The following is a 19,599-nucleotide window of genomic DNA, read 5'->3' on the forward strand; positions in this document are numbered from 1 at the left end:
ATCGCGGGAGTAAGCTCACCTGCCCTAGAACGACGATCAGGAGACCTGGATGAGCAACAAGCCTTTGTCGCCGGCCGAAAGCGCGCTGCGTGAAGCTGCACTCGAGTACCACCGCAGCCCCACACGCGGCAAGATCGCCGTCACGCCGACCAAGGCGCTCTCCAACCAGCGCGACCTCTCGCTGGCCTACTCGCCCGGCGTGGCCTATGCCTGCCTGGCGATCGAGGAAGATCCGTCGCTGGCGGCCGAGTACACCTCGCGCGCCAACCTGGTGGGCGTGATCACCAACGGCACGGCGGTGCTGGGCCTGGGCGACATCGGCCCGCTGGCCGGCAAGCCGGTGATGGAGGGCAAGGGCTGCCTGTTCAAGAAGTTCGCCGGCATCGATGTGTTCGACATCGAACTGGCCGAGCGCGACCCGGACAAGCTGGTGGACATGATCGCGGCGATGGAGCCCACCCTGGGCGGCATCAACCTCGAGGACATCAAGGCGCCCGAGTGCTTCTACATCGAGAAGAAGCTGCGCGAGCGCATGAACATCCCGGTGTTCCACGACGACCAGCATGGCACCGCCATCATCTCCAGCGCCGCGCTGCTGAACGGCCTGGAACTGGTGAGCAAGGACATCGCCAAGGTCAAGGTGGCGGTGTCGGGCGCGGGCGCGGCGGCGATCGCCTGCCTGGATGTGATGGTGGGCCTGGGCGTGCAGCGCGCCAATGTGTTCGTGTGCGACTCCAAGGGCGTGATCCAGAGCGAGCGCGAGGACGCCAAGGCCGGCAAGCTGGACGAGTCCAAGCAGCGTTATTGCCAAGTCACGGGCGCGCGCACGCTGGGCGATGTGGTGGAGGGCGCCGATGTCTTCCTGGGTTGCTCGGCCGCCGGCGTGCTGACGCAGGCGATGGTTAAGACCATGGCCGCTCAGCCCATCATCCTGGCGCTGGCCAATCCCGAGCCGGAGATCCGCCCCGAGCTGGCCAAGGAAGTACGGCCCGATTGCATCATCGCCACCGGCCGTTCGGACTATCCGAACCAGGTCAACAACGTGCTCTGCTTCCCCTATATCTTCCGTGGCGCGCTGGACTGCGGCGCCACCAAGATCACGGAGGCCATGAAGCTGGCCTGCGTGCGCGAGATCGCCGCCCTGGCCAAGGCCGAGACCAGCGACGAGGTGGCCGCCGCCTATGTGGGCCAGGAGCTCAGCTTCGGCCCCGACTACCTGATCCCCAAGCCCTTCGATGCGCGCCTGATCCTGCGCATCGCGCCGGCGGTGGCCAGAGCCGCAGAAGAATCCGGCGTGGCCGAGCGTCCGATCAAGGACCTGGCCGCCTATCGCCAGTCGCTGGAGCGCTTTGTCTACCAGACCGGCATGTTCATGCGCCCGGTGTTCTCCGCCGCCAAGGCCAACCCCGCTCGCGTGATCTACGCCGAGGGCGAGGATGAGCGCGTGCTGCGCGCGGTGCAGGTGGTGCTGGACGAGGGCCTGGCCAAGCCCACCCTGATCGGCCGCCCCGAGGTGATCGCGATGCGCATCCAGCGCGCCGGCCTGCGCCTCAAGCTGGGCGAGGACGTGCAGGTCATCGACCCCGACAACGACGCGCGCTTCCGCCAGTACTGGGAGACCTACCACAAGGCGATGGGCCGGCGCGGCTTCACGCCCGAGATGGCCAAGGCGGCGGTGCGGCGCTCGGCCACCACCATCGGTGCACTGGCCATCAAGCTGGGCGATGCCGACGCGATGATCTGCGGCATGGTGGGCCGCTTTGATTCGCATCTGGAGCATGTGGCCGACCTGATCGGCCTGAAGCCCGGCGCCCAGACCTTTGCCACCATGAATGCGCTGATGCTGGACAAGCACACGCTCTTCATCACCGACACCTTTGTCAACGACGCGCCCAGCGCCGAGCAGCTTGCCGAGATCGCCGCGATGGCGGCCGAGGAGGTGCAGCGCTTCGGCCTGCCGCCCAAGCTGGCCTTCGTCTCGCACTCGATGTTCGGCTCCAGCAAGCGCCCCTCGGCCCTCAAGATGCGGCGCGCGCACGAGCTGTTCGCCGCTGCCCATCCGGAGATCGAAAGCGATGGCGAGATGCACGGCGATGCCGCGCTGTCGGAAAGCGTGCGCCACGCCTTCCTGCCCGACAGCACGCTCACCGGCTCGGCCAATCTGCTGGTGCTGCCGACGTTGGATGCCGCCAACATCCTCTTCAATGTGCTGAAGATCACCAGCGGCCAGGGCGTCACGGTGGGCCCGGTGCTGTTGGGTGCGGCCGCGCCGGTGCACATCCTCACGCCCTCGGCCACGGTGCGCCGCATCGTCAACATGACGGCGCTGGCGGTGGCCGATGTGCTGGCCGGGAAATCCTGAGTCGCCGTAACTCTGCGTAACCGATAGAGCCCTCTAATCCGGGCTCATAATCGTTCGCCTGTAACTGAATTACTGCGAGTGCCCCATGTCCCGAGCCACCAAGATCGTCGCCACCCTCGGCCCCGCTTCCTCGACCCCCGAGGTGCTGGAGCGCATGATCCGGGCCGGCGTCGACGTGGTGCGGCTGAACTTCTCGCACGGCAAGGCGCAGGACCATATCGACCGCGCGCGTCTGGTGCGTGAGGCCGCGGCGGCGGCCGGCAAGCAGGTGGCCATCATGGCCGACCTGCAGGGCCCCAAGATCCGCGTCGGCAAGTTCGAGCACGGCAAGATCGAGCTCATCAACGGCAACAAGTTCGTCCTCGATGCCGACCGCAGCGAGCTCGGCAATGACGAGGCCGTGGGCCTGGACTACAAGGAGCTGCCGCGCGATGTGAAGCCCGGCGACACCTTGCTGCTGAACGATGGCCTGCTGGTGCTGACGGTGGACGCGGTGCGCGGCGCGGCGGTGCACACCACCGTCAAGCTGGGCGGCGAGCTGTCCAACAACAAGGGCATCAACAAGCAGGGCGGCGGCCTCACCGCGCCGGCGCTGACCGCCAAGGACATGGAAGACATCAAGACCGCGATGAGCTTCCAGGCCGAGTACGTGGCGGTGAGCTTCCCCAAGAACGCCACCGACATGGAGATGGCGCGCCAGCTCTGCAATGTGGCCGGTGAGCCCTATCGCCACAAGCCCGGCCTGATCGCCAAGATCGAGCGCAGCGAGGCCATCCCGCATCTGGAAGCCATCCTCAAGGCCAGCGACGGCATCATGGTGGCGCGCGGCGACCTGGCGGTGGAGGTGGGCAATGCGGCCGTGCCGGCGCTGCAGAAACGCATGATCAAGCTGGCGCGCGAACTCGACAAGGTGGCCATCACCGCGACCCAGATGATGGAGTCGATGATCGTCAACCCGGTGCCGACGCGCGCCGAGGTCAGCGACGTGGCGAATGCTGTGCTGGACGGCACCGATGCGGTGATGCTCAGCGCCGAGACCGCGGCCGGCAAGTTCCCGGTCGAGACCATCGAGCAGATGGCCGCGATCGCGCTGGAGGCCGAGCGGGCCGAGTTCGTCAGCCTGGACACCGATTTCGCCGGCCGCCAGTTCGGCCGCATCGACCAGAGCATCGCGATGGGCGCGCTCTTCACCGCCTACCACCTCGGCTGCAAGGCCATCCTGGCGCTCACCGAGTCGGGCTCCACCGCGCTGTGGATGAGCCGCCACCGCATCCAGGTGCCGATCTATGCGCTCACCACGCAAGCGATCAGCCAGACCAAGATGACGCTCTACCGCAATGTGCGCCCGCTCTTGATGCCCAAGTACGAGGACCGCGACACCGCGCTGGCCGCGGCCGAGAAGATCCTGGTGGACAAGGGAGTCCTGATGCCCGGAGACACCTATGCCATCACCTGTGGCGAACCGATGGGTTACCCAGGCGGTACCAATATGCTCAAGGTCTGCCGCGTCGGCTGACCAAGCCCCTTTGCTGAGCCGGCGCGGCTGCCTGCTCACCGGCCTGGCATGGCCGGGCGCGGTGCGCGCGCAGGCGCTGCCGGAGGTGCCGCTGGCGCTGGGCCAGTTTGCCAACATGGCCTTCGTCGGTCCGCTGCTGGAGCTGCTCGCGCAGGGCGCGGGTTTGCGCTGGCGATTGCTGCCGCTGCCCTTCGGGCGCGTTGTCGCCATGGCCGAGCGTGGCCAGGCCCTGGGCTTTGGCCTGGGGCGCACGCCGGCGCGCGAGGAGATCCTGGATTTCAGCAAGGCCTTGTTCGTCAGCCGGGTCTGGCCGGTCAGCCGGCGCGATCTGGGCCTGAACCTGCGTGGCCCGGAGGACTTGCGCGGACTCAAGGTCTGCATGGGTCGCACGGTCAGCTATGGGGCGGCGCTGGATGCGGCCAAGGGCAGGCACTTCCAGGTTGAGTACTCCGACGGCGATCCGGCCGCGCGCCTGCGCATGTTGATGGCGGGGCGCTGTGACGTGCTGCTCACCACGCATCGCAGCGCCGACGCCTGGCTGCTGGAGCGCCGCCTGCGCCAGGCCGGCGGCTATTCCGCCGCCCTGATGGTGGGCCCGCAGGCGTTGGTCACCGATCCGGTCCACATCGCCGCCGCCAAGGGCAGCGAATGGGCGGCCTACCTGCCGCGCATCGACGCGGCCCTGGCGAAGGCGCGCGAGCAGATACGCGAGTTGGTGGACAGCGCGCTCTAGGCGTGCGGTCAGCTGTTCTGCGCGCTCTTCACCAGCGCCGCGATGCGCGGCGTCATGTGGGTGGGCAGCAGCTCTACTTCCTGGTGGGCGCGCGCGAAGACGCGGAACAGCTCGTCGGTGAAGCCATGGCCCACGTCCTCCACCCCGGCGAAGCTGATCTCGGCGCGGCGGAACTGCGGCAGCCGCGCCGCCACGCGCCGCGCCTGGGCGCGGCTGTCCAGCGCCTGGCCGGGGCCGGCCAGCAGGCGCAGATTGATGGTGGTGCGGTCGAACTCGATGCCGGTGCCGTCCATGCTCCAGGCCTCCATCACCTGGTCCAGCGTGCGCGTGGTGTCCAGCGCCACCGACATATAGATCGAGCTGCCCTGGCGCGGCAGCGGCCGGCCCGGCTGCCAGCCGGTGCTCTCCCAGGCGCGGCGCTGGAAGGCCGTGCCATTGGCATGGATGTCGAACACATCGGCCAGCTGCGAGCTGAAGAACAGGCCGCGGCCGGTGTGCTGGGCGGGCTGGCTGGTGAGGCGGCCCTTGCTCAGCTCCAGCATGGCGTGCTGGGCGTCGGCGATGTCGAAGGCCTCGCAGATCTTGCTGAACACGCCGCAACCGTCGTCCGACACCAGCAGCTGCGCGTGGCTGGGGGTCTGGCGCAGCGAGACGGTGACGCTGGTGCCGCCGCTGTGGTCGGCGGCGTTGTTCACCAGCTCGGTGAAGCCATGCTGGACCATGCGGGCCACATGCCGGGGGAGCTCGAAGTTGGGCGCAAAGTCGCGCTGCCAGGGCAGATCCTCCTGCAGGCCATGCAGGGTGTAGCTGCGCACCACCTGGCGCAGCAGGCCGGGGCCGTAGACAGGGCGCCGGCTGCTGCCGCTGCGCGTCAGCCATTGCGCATCGACCAGGCGACGCAGCGCGGCCAGGCTGGCGCGGTGGCTGGCGCCGGTGCGCTCTTCCACATGGGCGGCCAGGTCCAGCGCATGCTCGCGCGCGGCCGCCGTGATCCAGAGCGTCAGGTGATCAAGGGCAAGTCGGGTCATAGGCAAGGGCGTCGGCAACAGGCCAAGTTGCAGCCTAATGGCAGGCCGTGGGCGCCGCAAGCGAGCTTGCACGCCCCCGCGGCTGAGGGGACACTGGGGCGACGCCGCGCAACAGGCATGCCCGCGCAGGGCCGCACCGCTAGAATCGCCAGCAGTTACGGTGCGGTTACATGGCGAGGCCACGCTGCCCCATGTCTGCGCCAGCAGGATTTATCACTTCCTCGGAGAACTTCCATGGCTCTCGTTTCCATGCGCCAGCTGCTGGACCATGCCGCCGAACACGGCTACGGCATCCCTGCCTTCAACGTCAACAACCTGGAGCAGGTGCAGGCCGTGATGGCCGCCGCCGATGAGGCCGGCGCCCCGGTGATCCTGCAGGCCTCGGCCGGCGCGCGCAAGTACGCGGGCGAGAGCTTCATCAAGCATCTGGTGATCGCCGCCGTCGAGTCCTATCCGCATATCCCGGTGGTGATGCACCAGGACCATGGCCAGACCCCGGCGATCTGCCAGGGCGCCATCGACCTGGGCTTCAGCTCGGTGATGATGGACGGCTCGCTGCGCGCCGACGGCAAGACCCCGGCCGACTTTGCCTACAACGTCGACGTGACCCGCCAAGTGGTGGCGCTGGCGCACAAGGTGGGCGTCACGGTGGAGGGCGAGCTGGGCTGCCTGGGTTCGCTGGAAACCGGCCAGGCCGGCGAGGAAGACGGCATCGGCGCCGAGGGCGTGCTGGACCATTCGGCCCTGCTCACCGATCCCGAGGAGGCCGCCCTCTTCGTCAAGGAAACCGGCCTGGATGCGCTGGCCATCGCCATCGGCACCAGCCATGGCGCCTACAAGTTCAGCCGCAAGCCCACCGGCGACATCCTGGCGATCAGCCGCGTGAAGGAAATCCACGCCCGCATTCCCAACACCCATCTGGTCATGCATGGCAGCTCCAGCGTGCCGCAGGAGCTGCTGGCCATCATCAACCAGTACGGCGGCAAGATGAAGGAAACCTACGGCGTGCCCGTCGAGGAAATCCAGGAAGCGATCAAGTTCGGCGTGCGCAAGATCAATATCGACACCGACATCCGCCTGGCGATGACCGGCGCGGTGCGCAAGTTCCTGGCCGAGAATCCCGAGAAGTTTGACGCACGCGAGTGGCTCAAGCCCGCACGCGAGGCCGCCAAGGCCGTATGCAAGCAGCGTTATATGGAGTTCAATTGCGAGGGCCAGGCGGGCAAGATCAAGGCACGCAGCCTGGTCGACGTCGCGGCGGCCTATGCGCGCGGCGAGTTGGCTCAAGTCGTGCAGTAACAGACTCCACAAGAAGAAGGACGATTCGCGTTTGTGGCCCGAGGGTGCGAGCCCCCGGGCCCTTTTTTTGCCCGCTCGATGGCGGGCACTCGGCCGGCCGCGCGCCTAAAATCCAGGCCTCTTCGTTGGAACCCCCGCCATGACCGCTGCTTTGCTGAACTCCTCGCTGACCTCGCTTCCCCTCATCGCCCGTGGCAAGGTGCGCGAAAACTATGCGGTGGGCAGCGACCGCATCCTGATGGTGGCGAGCGACCGCATCTCGGCCTACGACGTCATCATGGGCGAGCCCATCCCGGGCAAGGGCGCGCTGCTGACGCAGATGGCGCTGTTCTGGTTCAAGCAGCTCGAGGGCATTGTGCCCAACCACCTCACCGGCGAGGACCCGCTCTCGGTGGTGAGCGAGGCCGACAAGGCGCAGGTGCGCGAGCGTTCCATGCTGGTCAAGCGCCTCAAGCCCCTGCCCATCGAGGCGGTGGTGCGCGGCTATCTGGCCGGCAGCGGCTGGGCCGAGTACAAGCAGAGCGGTGAGGTCTGCGGCGTCAAGCTGCCGGCCGGCCTGCAGAACGCCGGCAAGCTGCCCGCGCCCATCTTCACGCCGGCCACCAAGGCCGAGATGGGCGACCACGACGAGAACATCAATTTCGCGCGCTGCGTCGAGATCATCGGCCAGGACCTGGCCGAGCGCGTGCGCGACATCTCGATCCAGCTCTATCAGCGCGCCGCCGACTATGCGCTCGGCAAGGGCATCATCATTGCCGACACCAAGTTCGAGTTCGGCCTCGATGCCGACGGCACGCTGACCCTGATGGACGAGGTACTGACGCCCGATTCCTCGCGCTACTGGCCGGCCGAGAGCTATGCGGTGGGCAGCAACCCGCCCAGCTACGACAAGCAGTTCCTGCGCGACTGGCTGGAGCAGGCCCAGGTGGACGGCAAGCCCTGGGGCAAGGTGGCGCCGGCGCCGGCCCTGCCTGCCGCGGTGATCGAACAGACGGCGGCCAAGTACCGCGAAGCGCTGGAACGCCTGACGCGCTGAGGCCCAGCAGGGAGCAGGCCATGCAAGAGATCAAGTCACGCCTGCTCAAGCAGCTGGATCAGCAGATCGCCGCCGCGCCCTCGCCGGTGCAGGCGGCCTGCTTCAAGGCCAAGCGCGCGATGCTGCTGGCGCGCCATGGTGCGCTGGTGGAGGCGCGCGAGGAACTCACCGGCCTGCATCAGCTCGCCTTCCAGCACCCGCATCCCGAGATCGGCGCCTGGCTGCACATGGCCGAGGGCCTGATGAGCTATTACACCGATTTCAGCGCCAGCACCCAGGACAAGGTGCAGCGCGCCTATGCGATCGCCAAGTCGGTGGGCATCGGCGAGATCGAGGCGCTGGCCTGCGCCTGGCTGGCCCAGCTGGCCTATGTGCGTCACGACCTGCCGGCGATGCTGGCGCATGTCCGCACCTGTCTGCAGACGGCCGCGCCCGAGCATCGCGTGGCGCGCAGCCGTGCCTGCATGTGCATGGGGCTGGCCTGGCACTATGCCGGCGCGCAGGAGCTGGCCCAGCCCTGGTATGCGAAGGCGCGCGCGCATGCCGCCGCCGAGGGCGACGACGCCACCCTGTCGGCGCTGATGTACAACATGGCCGAGATGCGCACCGCCGAGGCGCGGCGCCTGGCATTGGCGGCCCCGGCGCAGGCGCGGCCGGAGCTGCTGCTGGGGGTCGACTCGGTGCGCCACTACGATGCCGCCGTGGGCGCGGCGGCGATGGCCGGCCTGACGCCGGTGTTGCGCGCCCAGATCCTGGCCATCCAGGGTGACTACGAGCAGGCGCGCCAGCTCTACGAGGAGCATCTGCCGCTGGCGATGTCGCGCGGGCTGGAGCGCCTGGGCAGCAGCCTGCTGGCCGATTTGGCCTGGTGCCGCATCAACTGCGGCCAGCGCGAACATGCGCTGCATCAGGCCCGCGAGGCGGAGATCGAACTCGATCCGCGCTGCGATGTGGACGACCGGGCCGCCACCCACAGCCGCCTGGCCCAGGTCTATGCGGCGCTGGACGATCAGGCCAATGCCCAGCGCCACACCGCGGCGGCCGAGCGCGAATGGGCCGAGTTCGCGCGCCAGCAGCAGAGCTGGCGCGAGCAGCTGGCCGCCGCCGCGCTGACGCCGTCTTAGAACAGCGCCATGCTGAGCTTGCGGCGGTACTGGTCGATCAGCGGGTCGCTGGGCGCCACGGTGGTCTGACCGGCCAGCTGCAGGGCGCCGCCCTTGGGTTCGCCGGCCGTCGCCGCTGCCTTGGGGGCGGGCTTGGTCAGCAGTTCCAGGATCGCCACATAGGCCTTGCGCGCCGCCTCCTGGTTCCAGCTCTTGTCGCGCATGATGATCTCGAGCAGCTCGTCCATCGCCTCGGTATGGCGCAGCGCCGCCAACTGCAGCTGGGCAAGGGCGTAGCGGGCCTCGAAGTCGCGCTTGTTGGCGGCGATCGCGGCCTGTAGCGCACCGGCGTCGAGGCTGGGCGCGCGCTCGGCGGCGGCCAGCCAGATCGCCAGTGCAGCGAAGCGGGCATGCGGGGTGATGGTGTCGGCAGCGCGCGCGGCCACCGGCTCGAAGGCGCTGCGCGCGGCCGCCACCTGGCCAGCCTCCAGCAGGGCCTTCACCAGATCGAAGCGGGCCTGCTCGTTGGCCGGGTCGGCCGCCACCGCCGCTGCCAGCTTGTCGAGTGCCGAGGCGGTATCGCCCTCGGCCAGCAGGGCCTCGGCCACGGCCACGTCCTCCTCGGCCGCCAGCTCGTCGGGGCTGGGTACATGCTTGTCGAGGAACTCGCGGATCTGCGCCTCGGGGATCGCGCCCACGAAACCGTCCACCGGCTGGCCGCCCACGAACATCACGCAGAAGGGGATGCTGCGCACGCCGAAGGCCTGGCTCAGCTGGCTGGCGATCTCGGGCTGCTCGTCGCTGTTGAGCTTGGCCAGCTGGAAGCGGCCGGCATAGGCCGTCTCGAGCTTTTCCAGTACCGGGCCCAGGCTCTTGCAGGGGCCGCACCAGGGCGCCCAGATGTCCAGCAGCACGGGCTGCTGCACAGAGGCTTGCAAGAGGTCTTGTTCGAAGTTCTGGAGGGTGATGTCGATCATGTCGTCTCGGGGCCTGCGAGGGAATCGGAGGCAGTTGGAGGCTGCCGCCTACAATTCAAGGTTTTCCAGCCTATGGACAGCGCCGTGCAGACTATGCAGAACGCCTCTCCCCTGGTTGGCGTGGTGATGGGTTCCAGCAGTGACTGGGAGACCATGAAGCACGCCGCCGACATTCTCTCCGAGTTCGGTGTCGCTTTCGAGGCGCGGGTGGTCTCGGCGCATCGCATGCCCGACGACATGTTTGCCTACGCGGAAGCCGCCGAGGGCCGTGGCCTGCGCGCCATCATTGCGGGCGCCGGTGGCGCCGCCCATCTGCCGGGCATGCTGGCCGCCAAGACGCTGGTGCCGGTGCTGGGCGTGCCGGTGGCCAGCCGCCATCTGCAGGGCGTGGACTCGCTGCATTCCATCGTGCAGATGCCCAAGGGCATCCCGGTCGCCACCTTTGCCATCGGCACCGCCGGCGCCGGCAATGCGGCGCTGTTCGCGCTGGCCATGCTGGCCCAGGACGATGCCCAGCTGCGCGACAAGCTGGCCGCCTACCGCGTGCGCCAGACCGAGGTGGCGCGTGCCATGAGCAAGGACCTGATCTGATGAGCGGCAAGCCTTTGCTGCCGGGCACGGCAACCCTGGGCGTGATGGGTGGCGGCCAGCTGGGTCGCATGTTTGTGCAGGCGGCGCAAAGCCTGGGCTACCGCACCGTGGTGCTGGACCCGGACGCGGTGAGCCCCGCCGGCGCCGTCGCGCACGAGCATATCCAGGCCGATTACCTCGACGAGGCGGGCCTGGCGCGGCTGGCCGCGCAATGCGACGCCATCACCACCGAATTCGAGAACGTGCCGGCCGCGGCGCTGGAGCGCCTGGCGCAGCAGCGCTTCGTGGCGCCCGCCGGTGCCGCCGTGGCGGTGTGCCAGGACCGCGCCGACGAGAAGGCGCATTTCCAGGCCAGCGGCGTGGCCTGCGCACCCTATGCGCTGCTGCGCAGCGACGCCGACCTGGCGGCCGTGCCGGCCAGCCTGCTGCCCGGCATCCTCAAGACCGCCCGCATGGGCTATGACGGCAAGGGCCAGCTGCGCGTGCGCAGCGCGGCCGAGCTGGCCCAGGCCTGGGACGAACTGAAGCGCGTGCCCTGCGTGCTGGAGCAGATGCTGCCGCTGGCGCTCGAGCTCAGCGTGCTGGTGGTGCGCAATGCCGCCGGGCAGGTGGTGAGCTTCCCGGTGCAGCAGAACCTGCACCGCGACGGCATCCTGGCGGTGACCCAGGTGCCGGCGCCGGCCGCCAGCGCCGCCCTGCAACAGCAGGCGCGTGAATCTGCGGCCCGCATTGCCGCCAGCCTGCACTATGTGGGCGTGCTGTGCATCGAGTTCTTCGTGCTGCAGGATGGCGCCCTGGTGGTCAACGAGATGGCGCCGCGCCCGCACAACTCGGGCCATTACACGATGAATGCCTGCGACGTCTCGCAGTTCGAGATGCAGGTGCGCGCGCTCGCCGGTCTGCCGCTGCCAACGCCGCGCCTGCATTCGCCCACCGTGATGCTGAACCTGCTGGGCGACCTCTGGTTCGAGCCCGGCAGCACTGCCGAGCGCAGCCCCGACTGGGCCGCCGTGCTGGCCCTGCCGGGCACGCATCTGCACCTCTACGGCAAGACCAGCGCGCGCCGTGGCCGCAAGATGGGCCATCTCAACATCACCGCGGCCACGGCCGCCGAGGCCGAGGCGGTGGCGCGCCAGGCGGCGGCCCTGCTGGGCCTGCCGGCCGACTGGTGAGGATGGGTGAAGACGCCATGCTGCTGAACGGCCAGGACCCCGCCGCCATTGCCCGCGCCGCCCAGGCGCTGGCCGATGGCGCCTTGGTGGCGCTGCCCACCGAGACCGTCTATGGCCTCGGCGCGCGCGCCGACAGCGATGCCGCGGTGGCGCAGATCTTCGCGGCCAAGGGCCGGCCGGCCGACCATCCGCTGATCGTGCACGTGCTGGACGTTGCCGATGCCGAACGCTTTGCGCAAGACCTGCCCCCGGTGGCGCGGCGCCTGATGCAGGCCTTCTGGCCCGGCCCGCTGACGGTGATCGTGCCGCGCGCCGCCGGCATGGCCGCCGCCGCCGCGGGCGGGCAGGGCAGCATCGGCCTGCGTTGCCCGGCCCACCCGGTGGCGCGCGCCCTGCTGGCCGAGGCGCGCAAGCTGGGCGTGCTGGGTGTGGCCGCGCCCAGCGCGAACCGCTTCGGCCGCGTCAGCCCCACCTCGGCCCAGCATGTGCTGAGCGAATTCGAGCCCGGCCTGCTGGTGCTGGACGGTGGCGATTGCGAGGTGGGCATCGAGTCCAGCATCGTCGACTGCAGCCGTGGCCATCCGGTGCTGCTGCGCCCCGGCGTGCTGACCGAGGCCGAAATCGCCGCGGTGGCGGGAGAGCCGCTGGCGCCGCGCGATGCCGCGGCACCGCGCGCCTCCGGCACGCTGGCAGCCCATTACGCGCCCAGCGCGGTGGTGCGGCTGCTGGCGCCCGCCGAGTTGCAGGCGGCCCTGTCTAAAGAAACCCCTCATGCCCTGGCGGTATATTCGCGCACGGTCGCCGTGCCGCAAGGCCTGCTGCAGCGCGTCATGCCCAGGCATGCGAGGGCGGCGGCCCAGGAGTTGTTTGCAGTCTTGCGCGCGTTGGACGCGCAGGGCGCACGCGAAATTTGGATCGAAACCCCCCCGGCCGATGCGGCCTGGGATGGCGTGAGGGACCGCTTGTCCCGCGCCGCAGCCGCTTTTTCTGATTCAGCCTCCTGAGGCGGGCGGTCAAGTTTTCTCTCGGAGCGTTCATGAAGAAGAGTTTCAAGCAAGGGTGGGGGCAGGCCGGTCTGGTGCTGCTGGCGGCTGCGGCGGCCATGTTGGCGGGCTGCGGTGGCGGCAGCAGCCAGATCGAGCCCTTTGCGCCCACGCGCATCATGGCCATGGGTGACGAGGCCAGCTACCTGACCGCCGAAGGCAAGAAGTACGCGGTGAACGCCGTGGACGACACCACCCTGGCGCTGAAGTGCCAGAACAACCCGATCTGGGTGCAGGCCCTGGCCACCCAGTTCGGCCTGGTGTTCCCGCAGTGCAACCCCGACAACGTGGCCACGCCCAAGGGCATCATGTATGCGCGCCCGGGCGCCAAGGTCGATGGCGTGAAGGCGCAGATCGACCAGCAGTTCTCGGCCGGCGGCTTCACCAGCAAGGATCTGGTGGCGATCCTGGTGGGCAGCAACGATCTGCTCGATCTGTACCGCCAGTTCCCGGCGCAGAACCGCGACACCCTGCTGGCCAGCGCCGGCGAGCGTGGCCGCGCGCTGGCCGACCAGGTCAACCGCGTCGCCAATGCCGGCGGGCGCGTGCTGGTCGTGACCCTGCCGGACCTGGGCCTGACGCCCTATGCCGCCAAGGAAAAGGCCACCAAGACCGACACCGACCGCGCCGCCCTGCTGAGCGCGCTGACCCAGGCCTTCAATTCGCAGATGCGCCTCAACGTCATCAACGACGGCCGCATGATCGGCCTGGTGCTGGGCGACGAGATGTCGCAGGCGATTGCCAAATACCCCGAGGGCTTTGGCTACGCCAACATCACCGTGGGTGCCTGCAAGGTGGCGCTGCCCGACTGCACCACCAAGACCCTGCTGGACACCGCCTCCGCCGACACCTGGCTGTGGGCCGACGACTACTGGCTGGGCAATGGCGGCCAGAACCGCCTGGGCCTGCTGGCCCAGACGCGGGCGCGCAACAACCCCTTCTGATACCCGCCTCGCAGGACCGCTGCGCAACCCCGACACCGTTCCGCGGTGTCGGGGTTTTTACTTGGTGGCGACCTATTTGTGGAGAAATATAGTCATCGCTCTAAAAAAGAACGACCGTTCTTTTTTAGGCTAAAGATAAAACTCGCAACGAGGTAGGAATGAGCAGCATCAAGACATTGAGCCTGGCGGCGCTGGCCGCCGCCGCCCTGAGCGCCTGCGGTGGTGGCACCGGCGCCGCCGACAATCGCGACGACCCGCCGCCGGCGCGCGGCAATATCGCCACCGCCGTGCTGGCCGGCAAGGCCACCATCGCCGACATCGACGCCGGCACCGCGGCCAAGAGCCTGCAGCCCCTGTCCGGCAAGGCCAAGTGCGATGTCGACATCCGCTACATCGTCTACTTCACGCGCGACCCGCTCGGCCAGGCCGCCACCGCCACCGAGGGCGTGCTGGTGCCCAGCGGCAGCGACCCGGCCTGCAGCGGCGAGCGCCCGGTGCTGCTGTATGCGCATGGCACCAGCACCGCCCACGCCACCAATATGGCCGACGTGAAGAACAACAGCGAGGCCGCGCTGGCCATGGCCATGTTCGCGGCCCAGGGCTTCATCGTGGTGGCGCCCAACTACCTGGGCTACGACAAGTCCAGCCTGAACTGGCACCCCTACCTGAATGCCGAGTCCTCGGGCGTCGACATGGTGGATGGCCTGCGCGCCGCCAAGGCCCACCTGGCCGCCGAAAGCGCCGTCAAGCCCTCCGCCAAGCTGCTGGTGAGCGGCTATTCGCAGGGCGGCCATGTGGCGATGGCGGTGCACAAGATCATCGAGCGCGACTACGCCGCCGAGTTCACCGTGACGGCCTCGGCGCCGATGTCCGGCCCCTACAACATCGTCGGCTTCGGCGATGTGGTGGTGAATGTGCAGCCGAATGCCGGCGCGACCATCTTCGCGCCCATGCAGCTGACGAGTTATCAGAAGTCCTACGGCAACATCTACAGCACGCCCTCGGAGGCCTACCAGGCGCCGTTCGACGCCAGCGCCGAGAGCCTGTTTCCGAGCGACAAGTCGGTCAGCGAGCTGATCGCCGCCGGCAAGTTGCCGGCGGACCCGACCTTCACCAAGCTGTTCGGCACCGGCGGCCTGTTGAAGGACAGCTTCCGCGCCGGTTACGCGACGGGCGGCTTCCGCAAGGCGCTGCAGACCAACACCCTGCTGGGCTGGACGCCCAAGCGCCCGATCGCCCTGTGCGGCGGCAAGCAGGATCCGACGGTGTTCTTCGACATCAACACCAGCGTCTCCGCCGCCGACCTGAAGTCGCGCGGTGCGCCGCTGATGGGCGCGTACGACCTCGAGAACCTCTCCAGCCTGCCCGCGGGCGTGGCCGGCCAGACGGTCTACTTCGGCTTCCAGCAGGCCAAGGCCGCGGCCGGTGCCTCCGCCCAGGGCCAGTACCACGGTGGCCTGGTGCCGCCGTTCTGCACCGCCCTGGCGCGCGGCTTCTTCCAACAAGTGCTGGCCAGCGGCCTGTGAGTCGCAGCAGCACGGAGATACAGACATGAACCACAAGATTTCTTCCGGCCTGCTGGGCGCCCTCCTGATGGGCCTGGCCGGCGCCTGCGCGGCCCAGACCCACACCGTCTATCTGGGCGGTGCCCATATCGATGTGCGCGCCGTCTCGACGCCGCTGACCCATGCCTCCCTGCCCGATGCGCGCCTGAGCGTGGGCGACCAGGACACCCTGGGCTTCGGCTACACCTACCGCTTTGCGCCCAGCTGGAGCGCCGAGCTGGCGCTGGGCCTGCCGCCCACCCACAAGGTCTATGGCGAGGGCTCGCTGAAGCCCTTCGGTCAGATCTCGGCGGTGCAGCAGCTGCCCCCCACGGTGTTCCTGAACTACCACTTCGGCGAGCTGTTGCCCAAGCTGCATCCCTTCGTGGGCCTGGGCATCAACTACACGCGCTTCCCCAAGACGCGCAGCACCGTCGCGGGCGATCTGGCCTCGGGCGGCGCCACCAACATCAAGCTGGCGGACTCCTGGGGCGCGGCCGGCCACGTCGGCCTGACGGTGCAGTTCGACAAGAACTGGTCGCTGGTCAGCACGGTGGCGATGGCCAAGGTGAAGAGCGAGGTGACGGCGGTGAGCCAGACGCGCGAGGGTGTGGTGACGCGCAACACCACCGTGGACTTCCGTCCCATCGTCACCACCCTGTCGCTGGGCTACAGCTTCTAAGGGTTCCTCACGGCGCGGTGCGCGCCGCCCCCGGCATGTCCTGCGCGGTCCAGCGCAGCAGGGCGTCCAGGGCCGGCCGCGCCGCCAGCGCGCGGCCGTGGTTGACGATGGCCACGAAGGCGTAGCGCTGGCCCGAGACCGAGAGCACATAGCCGGCCAGCGCGGTCACGTCGCGCAGCGAGCCGGTCTTCAGGTGCGCGCGGCCCTGGGCGGCGCCAAAGCGCTTGGCATCGCCGCGCGCCAGCGTGCCGTCCTGGCCCGCCAGCGGCAGCGAGGCCAGCATCTCCGGCATGCTGGGGCTGGCCCAGATCTGCAATAGCAGGCCGCCCAGCTGTGCGGCGCTGAGGCGTGAATCGCGCGACAGGCCCGAGCCATTGCTGAGCAGGAAATCGCCGTCGCCCAGGCGCTGGGCCAGCCAGTCGCGCAATTGCTGGCGTGCCAGCTCCAGCGTCACCGGCGCGCCGTCCACCGGCCTGGCCAGGCTCAGCAGCAATTGCTCGGCCATCAGATTGGCACTGAACTTGTTGATGTCGCGCACCACCTCGGCCAGCGGCGGCGAGGCGAACTCGAAGCTCGGGGGCGTGGCCGGCGCCTTGCCCTCCAGCACCTCGCCGCCCAGCTTGCCGCCGAGCTCGCGCCACATCGCCGCCAGCAGGCGGGCGTTGAAGGTGCGCGGATCGGGGTCGGCCACCGGCCAGCGCAGCTCGCCACAGGCGGCCGGGTAGCTGCCGCCGAAGCGCGGCCGCTTGCTGTCGCTCCACTGCGCCTTCAGGGCGCCGCGCCAGTCTTCGCAGGCGCCGCCGCTGAGCGGCAGCTGGCTCAGCGCCGCGCCGCCGTCCAGCGGCGGTACATCGGTGCTGACCCAGGCGACGCGCCGCTCCGGGTCGGGCCGGAAGCTGTAGGTCAGGGCCTTGTAGTTGAGCAGCAGGGCGTCGGGCTGCACATTGCCGGGGCGCCAGGGCTCGCCGTCAAAATCCGCCGGGCTGCCCGCATAAGGCGCGAAGGCGCTGCGGTCCAGCACGATATGGCCGCGGATCTCGCGCACACCCAGGGCCTGCACCTGGCGCAGCAGCAACCAGAGGCGCTCCAGCACCAGCTTGGGATCGCCCGTGCCCTTGATCACCAGATCGCCCTCCAGCACGCCGCTGTCGGGCTGCAACCTGCCGTTCAGCCAGACCGGCGTGCGCCAGGTCCAGGCCGGCCCCAGCTGTTCGAGCGCGGCCCAGGTGGTGGCCAGCTTGGCCAGCGAGGCCGGGTTCATGGCCTGCCTGGCCTGCCACTCGAACTGCGCGCCCGTCGGCCGGATCGCATGGATCCAGATGCCCAGGCTTTCGGGTGGCAGTTTCGCCTGCGCGAGGGCCTGCTGCACCGGCTCCAGCTCGGCCGGCCAGGGCGCGGCGGTGGCCGCGGGGGCGCCGGCAACGGCGCCGGCCAGCAGCCATGCCGCGAGACCTGTTCGGAGGGGATGATGCAAGCTTGTCAAGGGCATGGCGACGATGATCGCACGGCTACACTTGCCCCCATGACCGTGCTGCTGGCCCTCGATAGTTCCACCGAAAGCATGGCGCTGGCCCTGATTACCCCGGCCGAGCGCCTGCTGCATGAGGGCGAGGGCGGCGCCAAGGCCTCGGCCCAGATGGTGCCCGCCGCGCTGGCCCTGCTGGCGCGCGCCGGCCTCGGCCTCGCCGACGTGGACGCGATCGCCTACGGCCAGGGCCCCGGCGCCTTCACCGGCCTGCGCACCGCCTGCGCGGTGGCCCAGGGCCTGGCCCTGGGTGCCGGCAAGCCGGTGTTGGCGATCGACAGTCTGATGCAGGTGGCCGAGGATGCGCGCCAGCAGGCCGCGGCCGCCGGCACCGCGCTGGGCGAGCGGGTCTGGGTGGCGATGGACGCGCGCATGAACGAGATCTACGCCGCTGCCTATGGCTGGCAGGACGGGCGCTGGCAGGCGCTGGCAGCGCCCGCGCTCTACAGCGCCGAGAGCCTGAACGCCCGCTGGGCCGACGCGAGTTCGCTGCCGCCCACCGCGGTGGCCGGCTCGGCGCTGGCGGTGTTCGGCGCCGCGCTGCAGACGAGGGCCGCCAGCCGCTGGCCCGAGTCGCGCTCGCGCGCCGCGGCGCTGGCCGAGCTGAGCCAGCAGGCCTGGGACGCCGGCGCGCTGCGCGACGCCGCCGAGGCCATGCCCGTCTATGTGCGCGACAAGGTGGCCTTCACCACCGCCGAGCGCCTGGCCGCACGCGCCGCATCATGAGCGCTCAGCTCGCCGCCGCCTGGACGCCCGTGCCGGGCCCGCTGGCCCAGTTCGGGCTGCGCGCCATGACGGTGCAGGACCTCGACGCCGTGCTGGCGATCGAGCTGCGCGCCTATCCCTTTCCCTGGTCGCGCGGCAACTTCATCGATTCACTGGCGGCCGGCTATGGCGCCTTCGTCTGGCACGACAGCCTGGGCCAGTTGCAGGGCTATTTCCTCGCCATGAAGGGCGTGGACGAGCTGCACCTGCTCAACATCACCGTGCGCCCCGAGTACCAGGGGCGCGGCCTGGCGCGCCTGATGCTGGACGGGCTCAGCCACTGGGCGCGCGCCCAGGGGGCGCAGCAGATCTGGCTGGAGGTGCGCCAGAGCAATGCGCGCGCGCGCCAGGTCTATGCCCGCTACGGTTTTACCGAAGTGGGCCTGCGGCGTGCCTATTACCCGGCCGCAGGCGGGCAGCGCGAAGACGCCATCGTGATGAACCTGGCGGTGCCCCAATGAGCTATTCGGAACGCCAGCAGGCCATGCTCGAGGCCATGGGCATCAAGGTCTGGACGGCCCCTCCCGCTGCCGCACCTACCGCACCCGCTGCCGCAAGCGCGGCCCCTCCGTCACCCGTTGCCGAGGCGCCGGTGCCGGTCGCTGCCGTGTTGCCGCCCATGCCGGTAGCGCCAGTTACGCCGCCCATACCTGCCGGTGCGCGCGAGCAGGCGATTGCCGCGATGGACTGGCCGGCGCTGCGCGAGAGCGTGGCCGGCTGCCGGGCCTGCGGCCTGTGCGAGGCGCGCAAGCAGACGGTGTTCGGCGTGGGCCATGAGCATGCGCACTGGATGGTGGTGGGCGAGGCGCCTGGCGAGCAGGAAGATCTGCAGGGCGAGCCCTTTGTCGGCCAGGCCGGCAAACTGCTCGACAGCATGCTGCGCGCGCTGGGCCTGGGCCGCGCCGAGGGCCCGCCGGAGCGACAGGTCTTCATCGCCAATACCCTGAAGTGCCGGCCGCCGCGCAACCGCAATCCCGAGCCCGCCGAGCTGGCCCAGTGCGAGCCCTATCTGAACCGCCAGATCGCCCTGGTGCAGCCGCGCATCATCCTGGCGATGGGGCGTTTTGCGGTGCAGTCGCTGCTGCGCAGCAATGAGCCGATCGGTAAATTGCGCGGGCGGGTGCACGAATACCAGGGCGTGCCCCTGATCGTGACCTACCATCCGGCCTATCTGCTGCGCAATCTGGTGGACAAGGCGCGTGCCTGGGAGGACTTGTGCCTGGCCGTGGACACCCTGCAGCAAGGCAAGACCTGACACCGAGCTGAGGAGGCGAGGCCA

Annotated in this window: 18 protein-coding genes; 15 read left to right on the top strand and 3 right to left on the bottom strand. The window is 69.4% G+C overall.

The annotated features are described in order from the left end of the window. Positions 1 to 49: 49 nt before the first annotated feature. From PFX98_RS10640 to PFX98_RS10650, 3 genes are all read left to right on the top strand, one after another. On the top strand, positions 50 to 2,362 hold the full coding sequence (locus PFX98_RS10640; protein WP_285235176.1) for an NADP-dependent malic enzyme: 2,313 nt from the start codon (positions 50 to 52) through the stop codon (positions 2,360 to 2,362). 85 nt (positions 2,363 to 2,447) lie between these two features. Then, positions 2,448 to 3,878 (top strand): pyruvate kinase, encoded by a 1,431-nt coding sequence (gene pyk, locus PFX98_RS10645; protein WP_285235177.1) that lies wholly within the window; start codon positions 2,448 to 2,450, stop codon positions 3,876 to 3,878. A gap of 10 nt (positions 3,879 to 3,888) precedes the next feature. Next, positions 3,889 to 4,611 carry a substrate-binding periplasmic protein gene (locus tag PFX98_RS10650; protein ID WP_285235178.1) on the top strand — a complete coding sequence of 241 codons (723 nt, stop codon included), beginning with the start codon at positions 3,889 to 3,891 and terminating at the stop codon, positions 4,609 to 4,611. 8 nt (positions 4,612 to 4,619) lie between these two features. Here the strand turns inward: PFX98_RS10650 and PFX98_RS10655 are convergent, their stop codons facing one another. Beyond that, on the bottom strand, positions 4,620 to 5,639 hold the full coding sequence (locus PFX98_RS10655) for an ATP-binding protein (RefSeq protein WP_285235179.1): 1,020 nt from the start codon (positions 5,637 to 5,639) through the stop codon (positions 4,620 to 4,622). A gap of 234 nt (positions 5,640 to 5,873) precedes the next feature. On the opposite strand from PFX98_RS10655, the gene fba reads away from it, so the two are divergent. The 3 genes from fba to PFX98_RS10670 all read left to right on the top strand — a co-directional run bounded on the left by fba (position 5,874) and on the right by PFX98_RS10670 (position 9,098). Next, a complete protein-coding gene (gene fba, locus PFX98_RS10660; protein ID WP_285235180.1) occupies positions 5,874 to 6,938 on the top strand; it encodes a class II fructose-bisphosphate aldolase in 1,065 nt (354 codons plus the stop codon). A gap of 139 nt (positions 6,939 to 7,077) precedes the next feature. Further along, positions 7,078 to 7,974 carry a phosphoribosylaminoimidazolesuccinocarboxamide synthase gene (locus PFX98_RS10665; protein ID WP_285235181.1) on the top strand — a complete coding sequence of 299 codons (897 nt, stop codon included), beginning with the start codon at positions 7,078 to 7,080 and terminating at the stop codon, positions 7,972 to 7,974. Positions 7,975 to 7,994: 20 nt separating this feature from the next. Continuing rightward, the gene (locus PFX98_RS10670; protein ID WP_285235182.1) at positions 7,995 to 9,098 is read left to right on the top strand and encodes a hypothetical protein; all 1,104 of its coding nucleotides are present in this window, start codon (positions 7,995 to 7,997) and stop codon (positions 9,096 to 9,098) included. Here PFX98_RS10670 and PFX98_RS10675 read toward each other — a convergent pair. Then, positions 9,095 to 10,054: a tetratricopeptide repeat protein gene (locus PFX98_RS10675; RefSeq protein ID WP_285235183.1), complete on the bottom strand. Its 960-nt coding sequence runs from the start codon at positions 10,052 to 10,054 to the stop codon at positions 9,095 to 9,097. The genes PFX98_RS10670 and PFX98_RS10675 overlap by 4 nt on opposite strands. Positions 10,055 to 10,147: 93 nt before the next feature. Here PFX98_RS10675 and purE point away from each other — a divergent pair, with 93 nt between their 5' ends. From purE to PFX98_RS10705, 6 genes are all read left to right on the top strand, one after another. Then, positions 10,148 to 10,645, top strand: a complete 498-nt coding sequence (purE, locus tag PFX98_RS10680) for a 5-(carboxyamino)imidazole ribonucleotide mutase (protein ID WP_285235184.1) — start codon at positions 10,148 to 10,150, stop codon at positions 10,643 to 10,645. Then, positions 10,645 to 11,817 (top strand): 5-(carboxyamino)imidazole ribonucleotide synthase, encoded by a 1,173-nt coding sequence (locus PFX98_RS10685; RefSeq protein ID WP_285235185.1) that lies wholly within the window; start codon positions 10,645 to 10,647, stop codon positions 11,815 to 11,817. Before purE ends, PFX98_RS10685 begins: the two co-directional genes overlap by 1 nt. Before the next feature lie 2 nt (positions 11,818 to 11,819). Further along, on the top strand, positions 11,820 to 12,821 hold the full coding sequence (locus PFX98_RS10690) for an L-threonylcarbamoyladenylate synthase (protein ID WP_285235186.1): 1,002 nt from the start codon (positions 11,820 to 11,822) through the stop codon (positions 12,819 to 12,821). Between the two features lie 32 nt (positions 12,822 to 12,853). Beyond that, positions 12,854 to 13,804, top strand: a complete 951-nt coding sequence (locus PFX98_RS10695; protein ID WP_285235187.1) for an SGNH/GDSL hydrolase family protein — start codon at positions 12,854 to 12,856, stop codon at positions 13,802 to 13,804. Positions 13,805 to 13,962: 158 nt separating this feature from the next. Further along, on the top strand, positions 13,963 to 15,330 hold the full coding sequence (locus tag PFX98_RS10700; RefSeq protein WP_285235188.1) for an alpha/beta hydrolase family protein: 1,368 nt from the start codon (positions 13,963 to 13,965) through the stop codon (positions 15,328 to 15,330). A gap of 25 nt (positions 15,331 to 15,355) precedes the next feature. Next, positions 15,356 to 16,030, top strand: coding sequence for an OmpW/AlkL family protein (locus PFX98_RS10705; protein ID WP_285235189.1), 675 nt, complete (start codon positions 15,356 to 15,358; stop codon positions 16,028 to 16,030). Positions 16,031 to 16,037: 7 nt separating this feature from the next. Here PFX98_RS10705 and dacB read toward each other — a convergent pair whose 3' ends face one another. After that, positions 16,038 to 17,504 (bottom strand): D-alanyl-D-alanine carboxypeptidase/D-alanyl-D-alanine endopeptidase, encoded by a 1,467-nt coding sequence (dacB, locus tag PFX98_RS10710; protein ID WP_285235190.1) that lies wholly within the window; start codon positions 17,502 to 17,504, stop codon positions 16,038 to 16,040. A gap of 48 nt (positions 17,505 to 17,552) precedes the next feature. Here dacB and tsaB point away from each other — a divergent pair, with 48 nt between their 5' ends. Genes tsaB through PFX98_RS10725 form a run of 3 tightly spaced genes read left to right on the top strand, consistent with a single transcriptional unit; the run spans position 17,553 to position 19,575 of the window. Further along, positions 17,553 to 18,281 (top strand): tRNA (adenosine(37)-N6)-threonylcarbamoyltransferase complex dimerization subunit type 1 TsaB, encoded by a 729-nt coding sequence (gene tsaB / locus PFX98_RS10715; RefSeq protein ID WP_285235191.1) that lies wholly within the window; start codon positions 17,553 to 17,555, stop codon positions 18,279 to 18,281. After that, entirely contained in the window at positions 18,278 to 18,781 is a 504-nt protein-coding gene (gene rimI / locus PFX98_RS10720; RefSeq protein WP_285235192.1) for a ribosomal protein S18-alanine N-acetyltransferase, read from the top strand. The genes tsaB and rimI overlap by 4 nt, the downstream gene beginning before the upstream one ends. Further along, positions 18,778 to 19,575, top strand: coding sequence for a uracil-DNA glycosylase (locus tag PFX98_RS10725; RefSeq protein ID WP_285235193.1), 798 nt, complete (start codon positions 18,778 to 18,780; stop codon positions 19,573 to 19,575). Before rimI ends, PFX98_RS10725 begins: the two co-directional genes overlap by 4 nt. Positions 19,576 to 19,599 lie beyond the last annotated feature (24 nt).

Origin of the sequence: Paucibacter sediminis (assembly GCF_030254645.1) — a bacterium.
GTDB classification, from domain to species: Bacteria; Pseudomonadota; Gammaproteobacteria; order Burkholderiales; family Burkholderiaceae_C; genus Paucibacter_B; species Paucibacter_B sediminis.

Excerpts from the sequence above, each read along its gene's own strand:
- PFX98_RS10640 (WP_285235176.1), top strand. The coding sequence starts at position 50 with ATGAGCAACAAGCCTTTGTCGCCGGCCGAAAGCGCGCTGCGTGAAGCT.
- pyk (WP_285235177.1), top strand. The coding sequence starts at position 2,448 with ATGTCCCGAGCCACCAAGATCGTCGCCACCCTCGGCCCCGCTTCCTCG.
- PFX98_RS10655 (WP_285235179.1), bottom strand. The coding sequence starts at position 5,639 with ATGACCCGACTTGCCCTTGATCACCTGACGCTCTGGATCACGGCGGCC.
- fba (WP_285235180.1), top strand. The coding sequence starts at position 5,874 with ATGGCTCTCGTTTCCATGCGCCAGCTGCTGGACCATGCCGCCGAACAC.
- PFX98_RS10665 (WP_285235181.1), top strand. The coding sequence starts at position 7,078 with ATGACCGCTGCTTTGCTGAACTCCTCGCTGACCTCGCTTCCCCTCATC.
- PFX98_RS10670 (WP_285235182.1), top strand. The coding sequence starts at position 7,995 with ATGCAAGAGATCAAGTCACGCCTGCTCAAGCAGCTGGATCAGCAGATC.
- PFX98_RS10675 (WP_285235183.1), bottom strand. The coding sequence starts at position 10,054 with ATGATCGACATCACCCTCCAGAACTTCGAACAAGACCTCTTGCAAGCC.
- purE (WP_285235184.1), top strand. The coding sequence starts at position 10,148 with ATGCAGAACGCCTCTCCCCTGGTTGGCGTGGTGATGGGTTCCAGCAGT.
- PFX98_RS10685 (WP_285235185.1), top strand. The coding sequence starts at position 10,645 with ATGAGCGGCAAGCCTTTGCTGCCGGGCACGGCAACCCTGGGCGTGATG.
- PFX98_RS10690 (WP_285235186.1), top strand. The coding sequence starts at position 11,820 with ATGGGTGAAGACGCCATGCTGCTGAACGGCCAGGACCCCGCCGCCATT.
- PFX98_RS10695 (WP_285235187.1), top strand. The coding sequence starts at position 12,854 with ATGAAGAAGAGTTTCAAGCAAGGGTGGGGGCAGGCCGGTCTGGTGCTG.
- PFX98_RS10700 (WP_285235188.1), top strand. The coding sequence starts at position 13,963 with ATGAGCAGCATCAAGACATTGAGCCTGGCGGCGCTGGCCGCCGCCGCC.
- PFX98_RS10705 (WP_285235189.1), top strand. The coding sequence starts at position 15,356 with ATGAACCACAAGATTTCTTCCGGCCTGCTGGGCGCCCTCCTGATGGGC.
- tsaB (WP_285235191.1), top strand. The coding sequence starts at position 17,553 with ATGACCGTGCTGCTGGCCCTCGATAGTTCCACCGAAAGCATGGCGCTG.
- rimI (WP_285235192.1), top strand. The coding sequence starts at position 18,278 with ATGAGCGCTCAGCTCGCCGCCGCCTGGACGCCCGTGCCGGGCCCGCTG.
- PFX98_RS10725 (WP_285235193.1), top strand. The coding sequence starts at position 18,778 with ATGAGCTATTCGGAACGCCAGCAGGCCATGCTCGAGGCCATGGGCATC.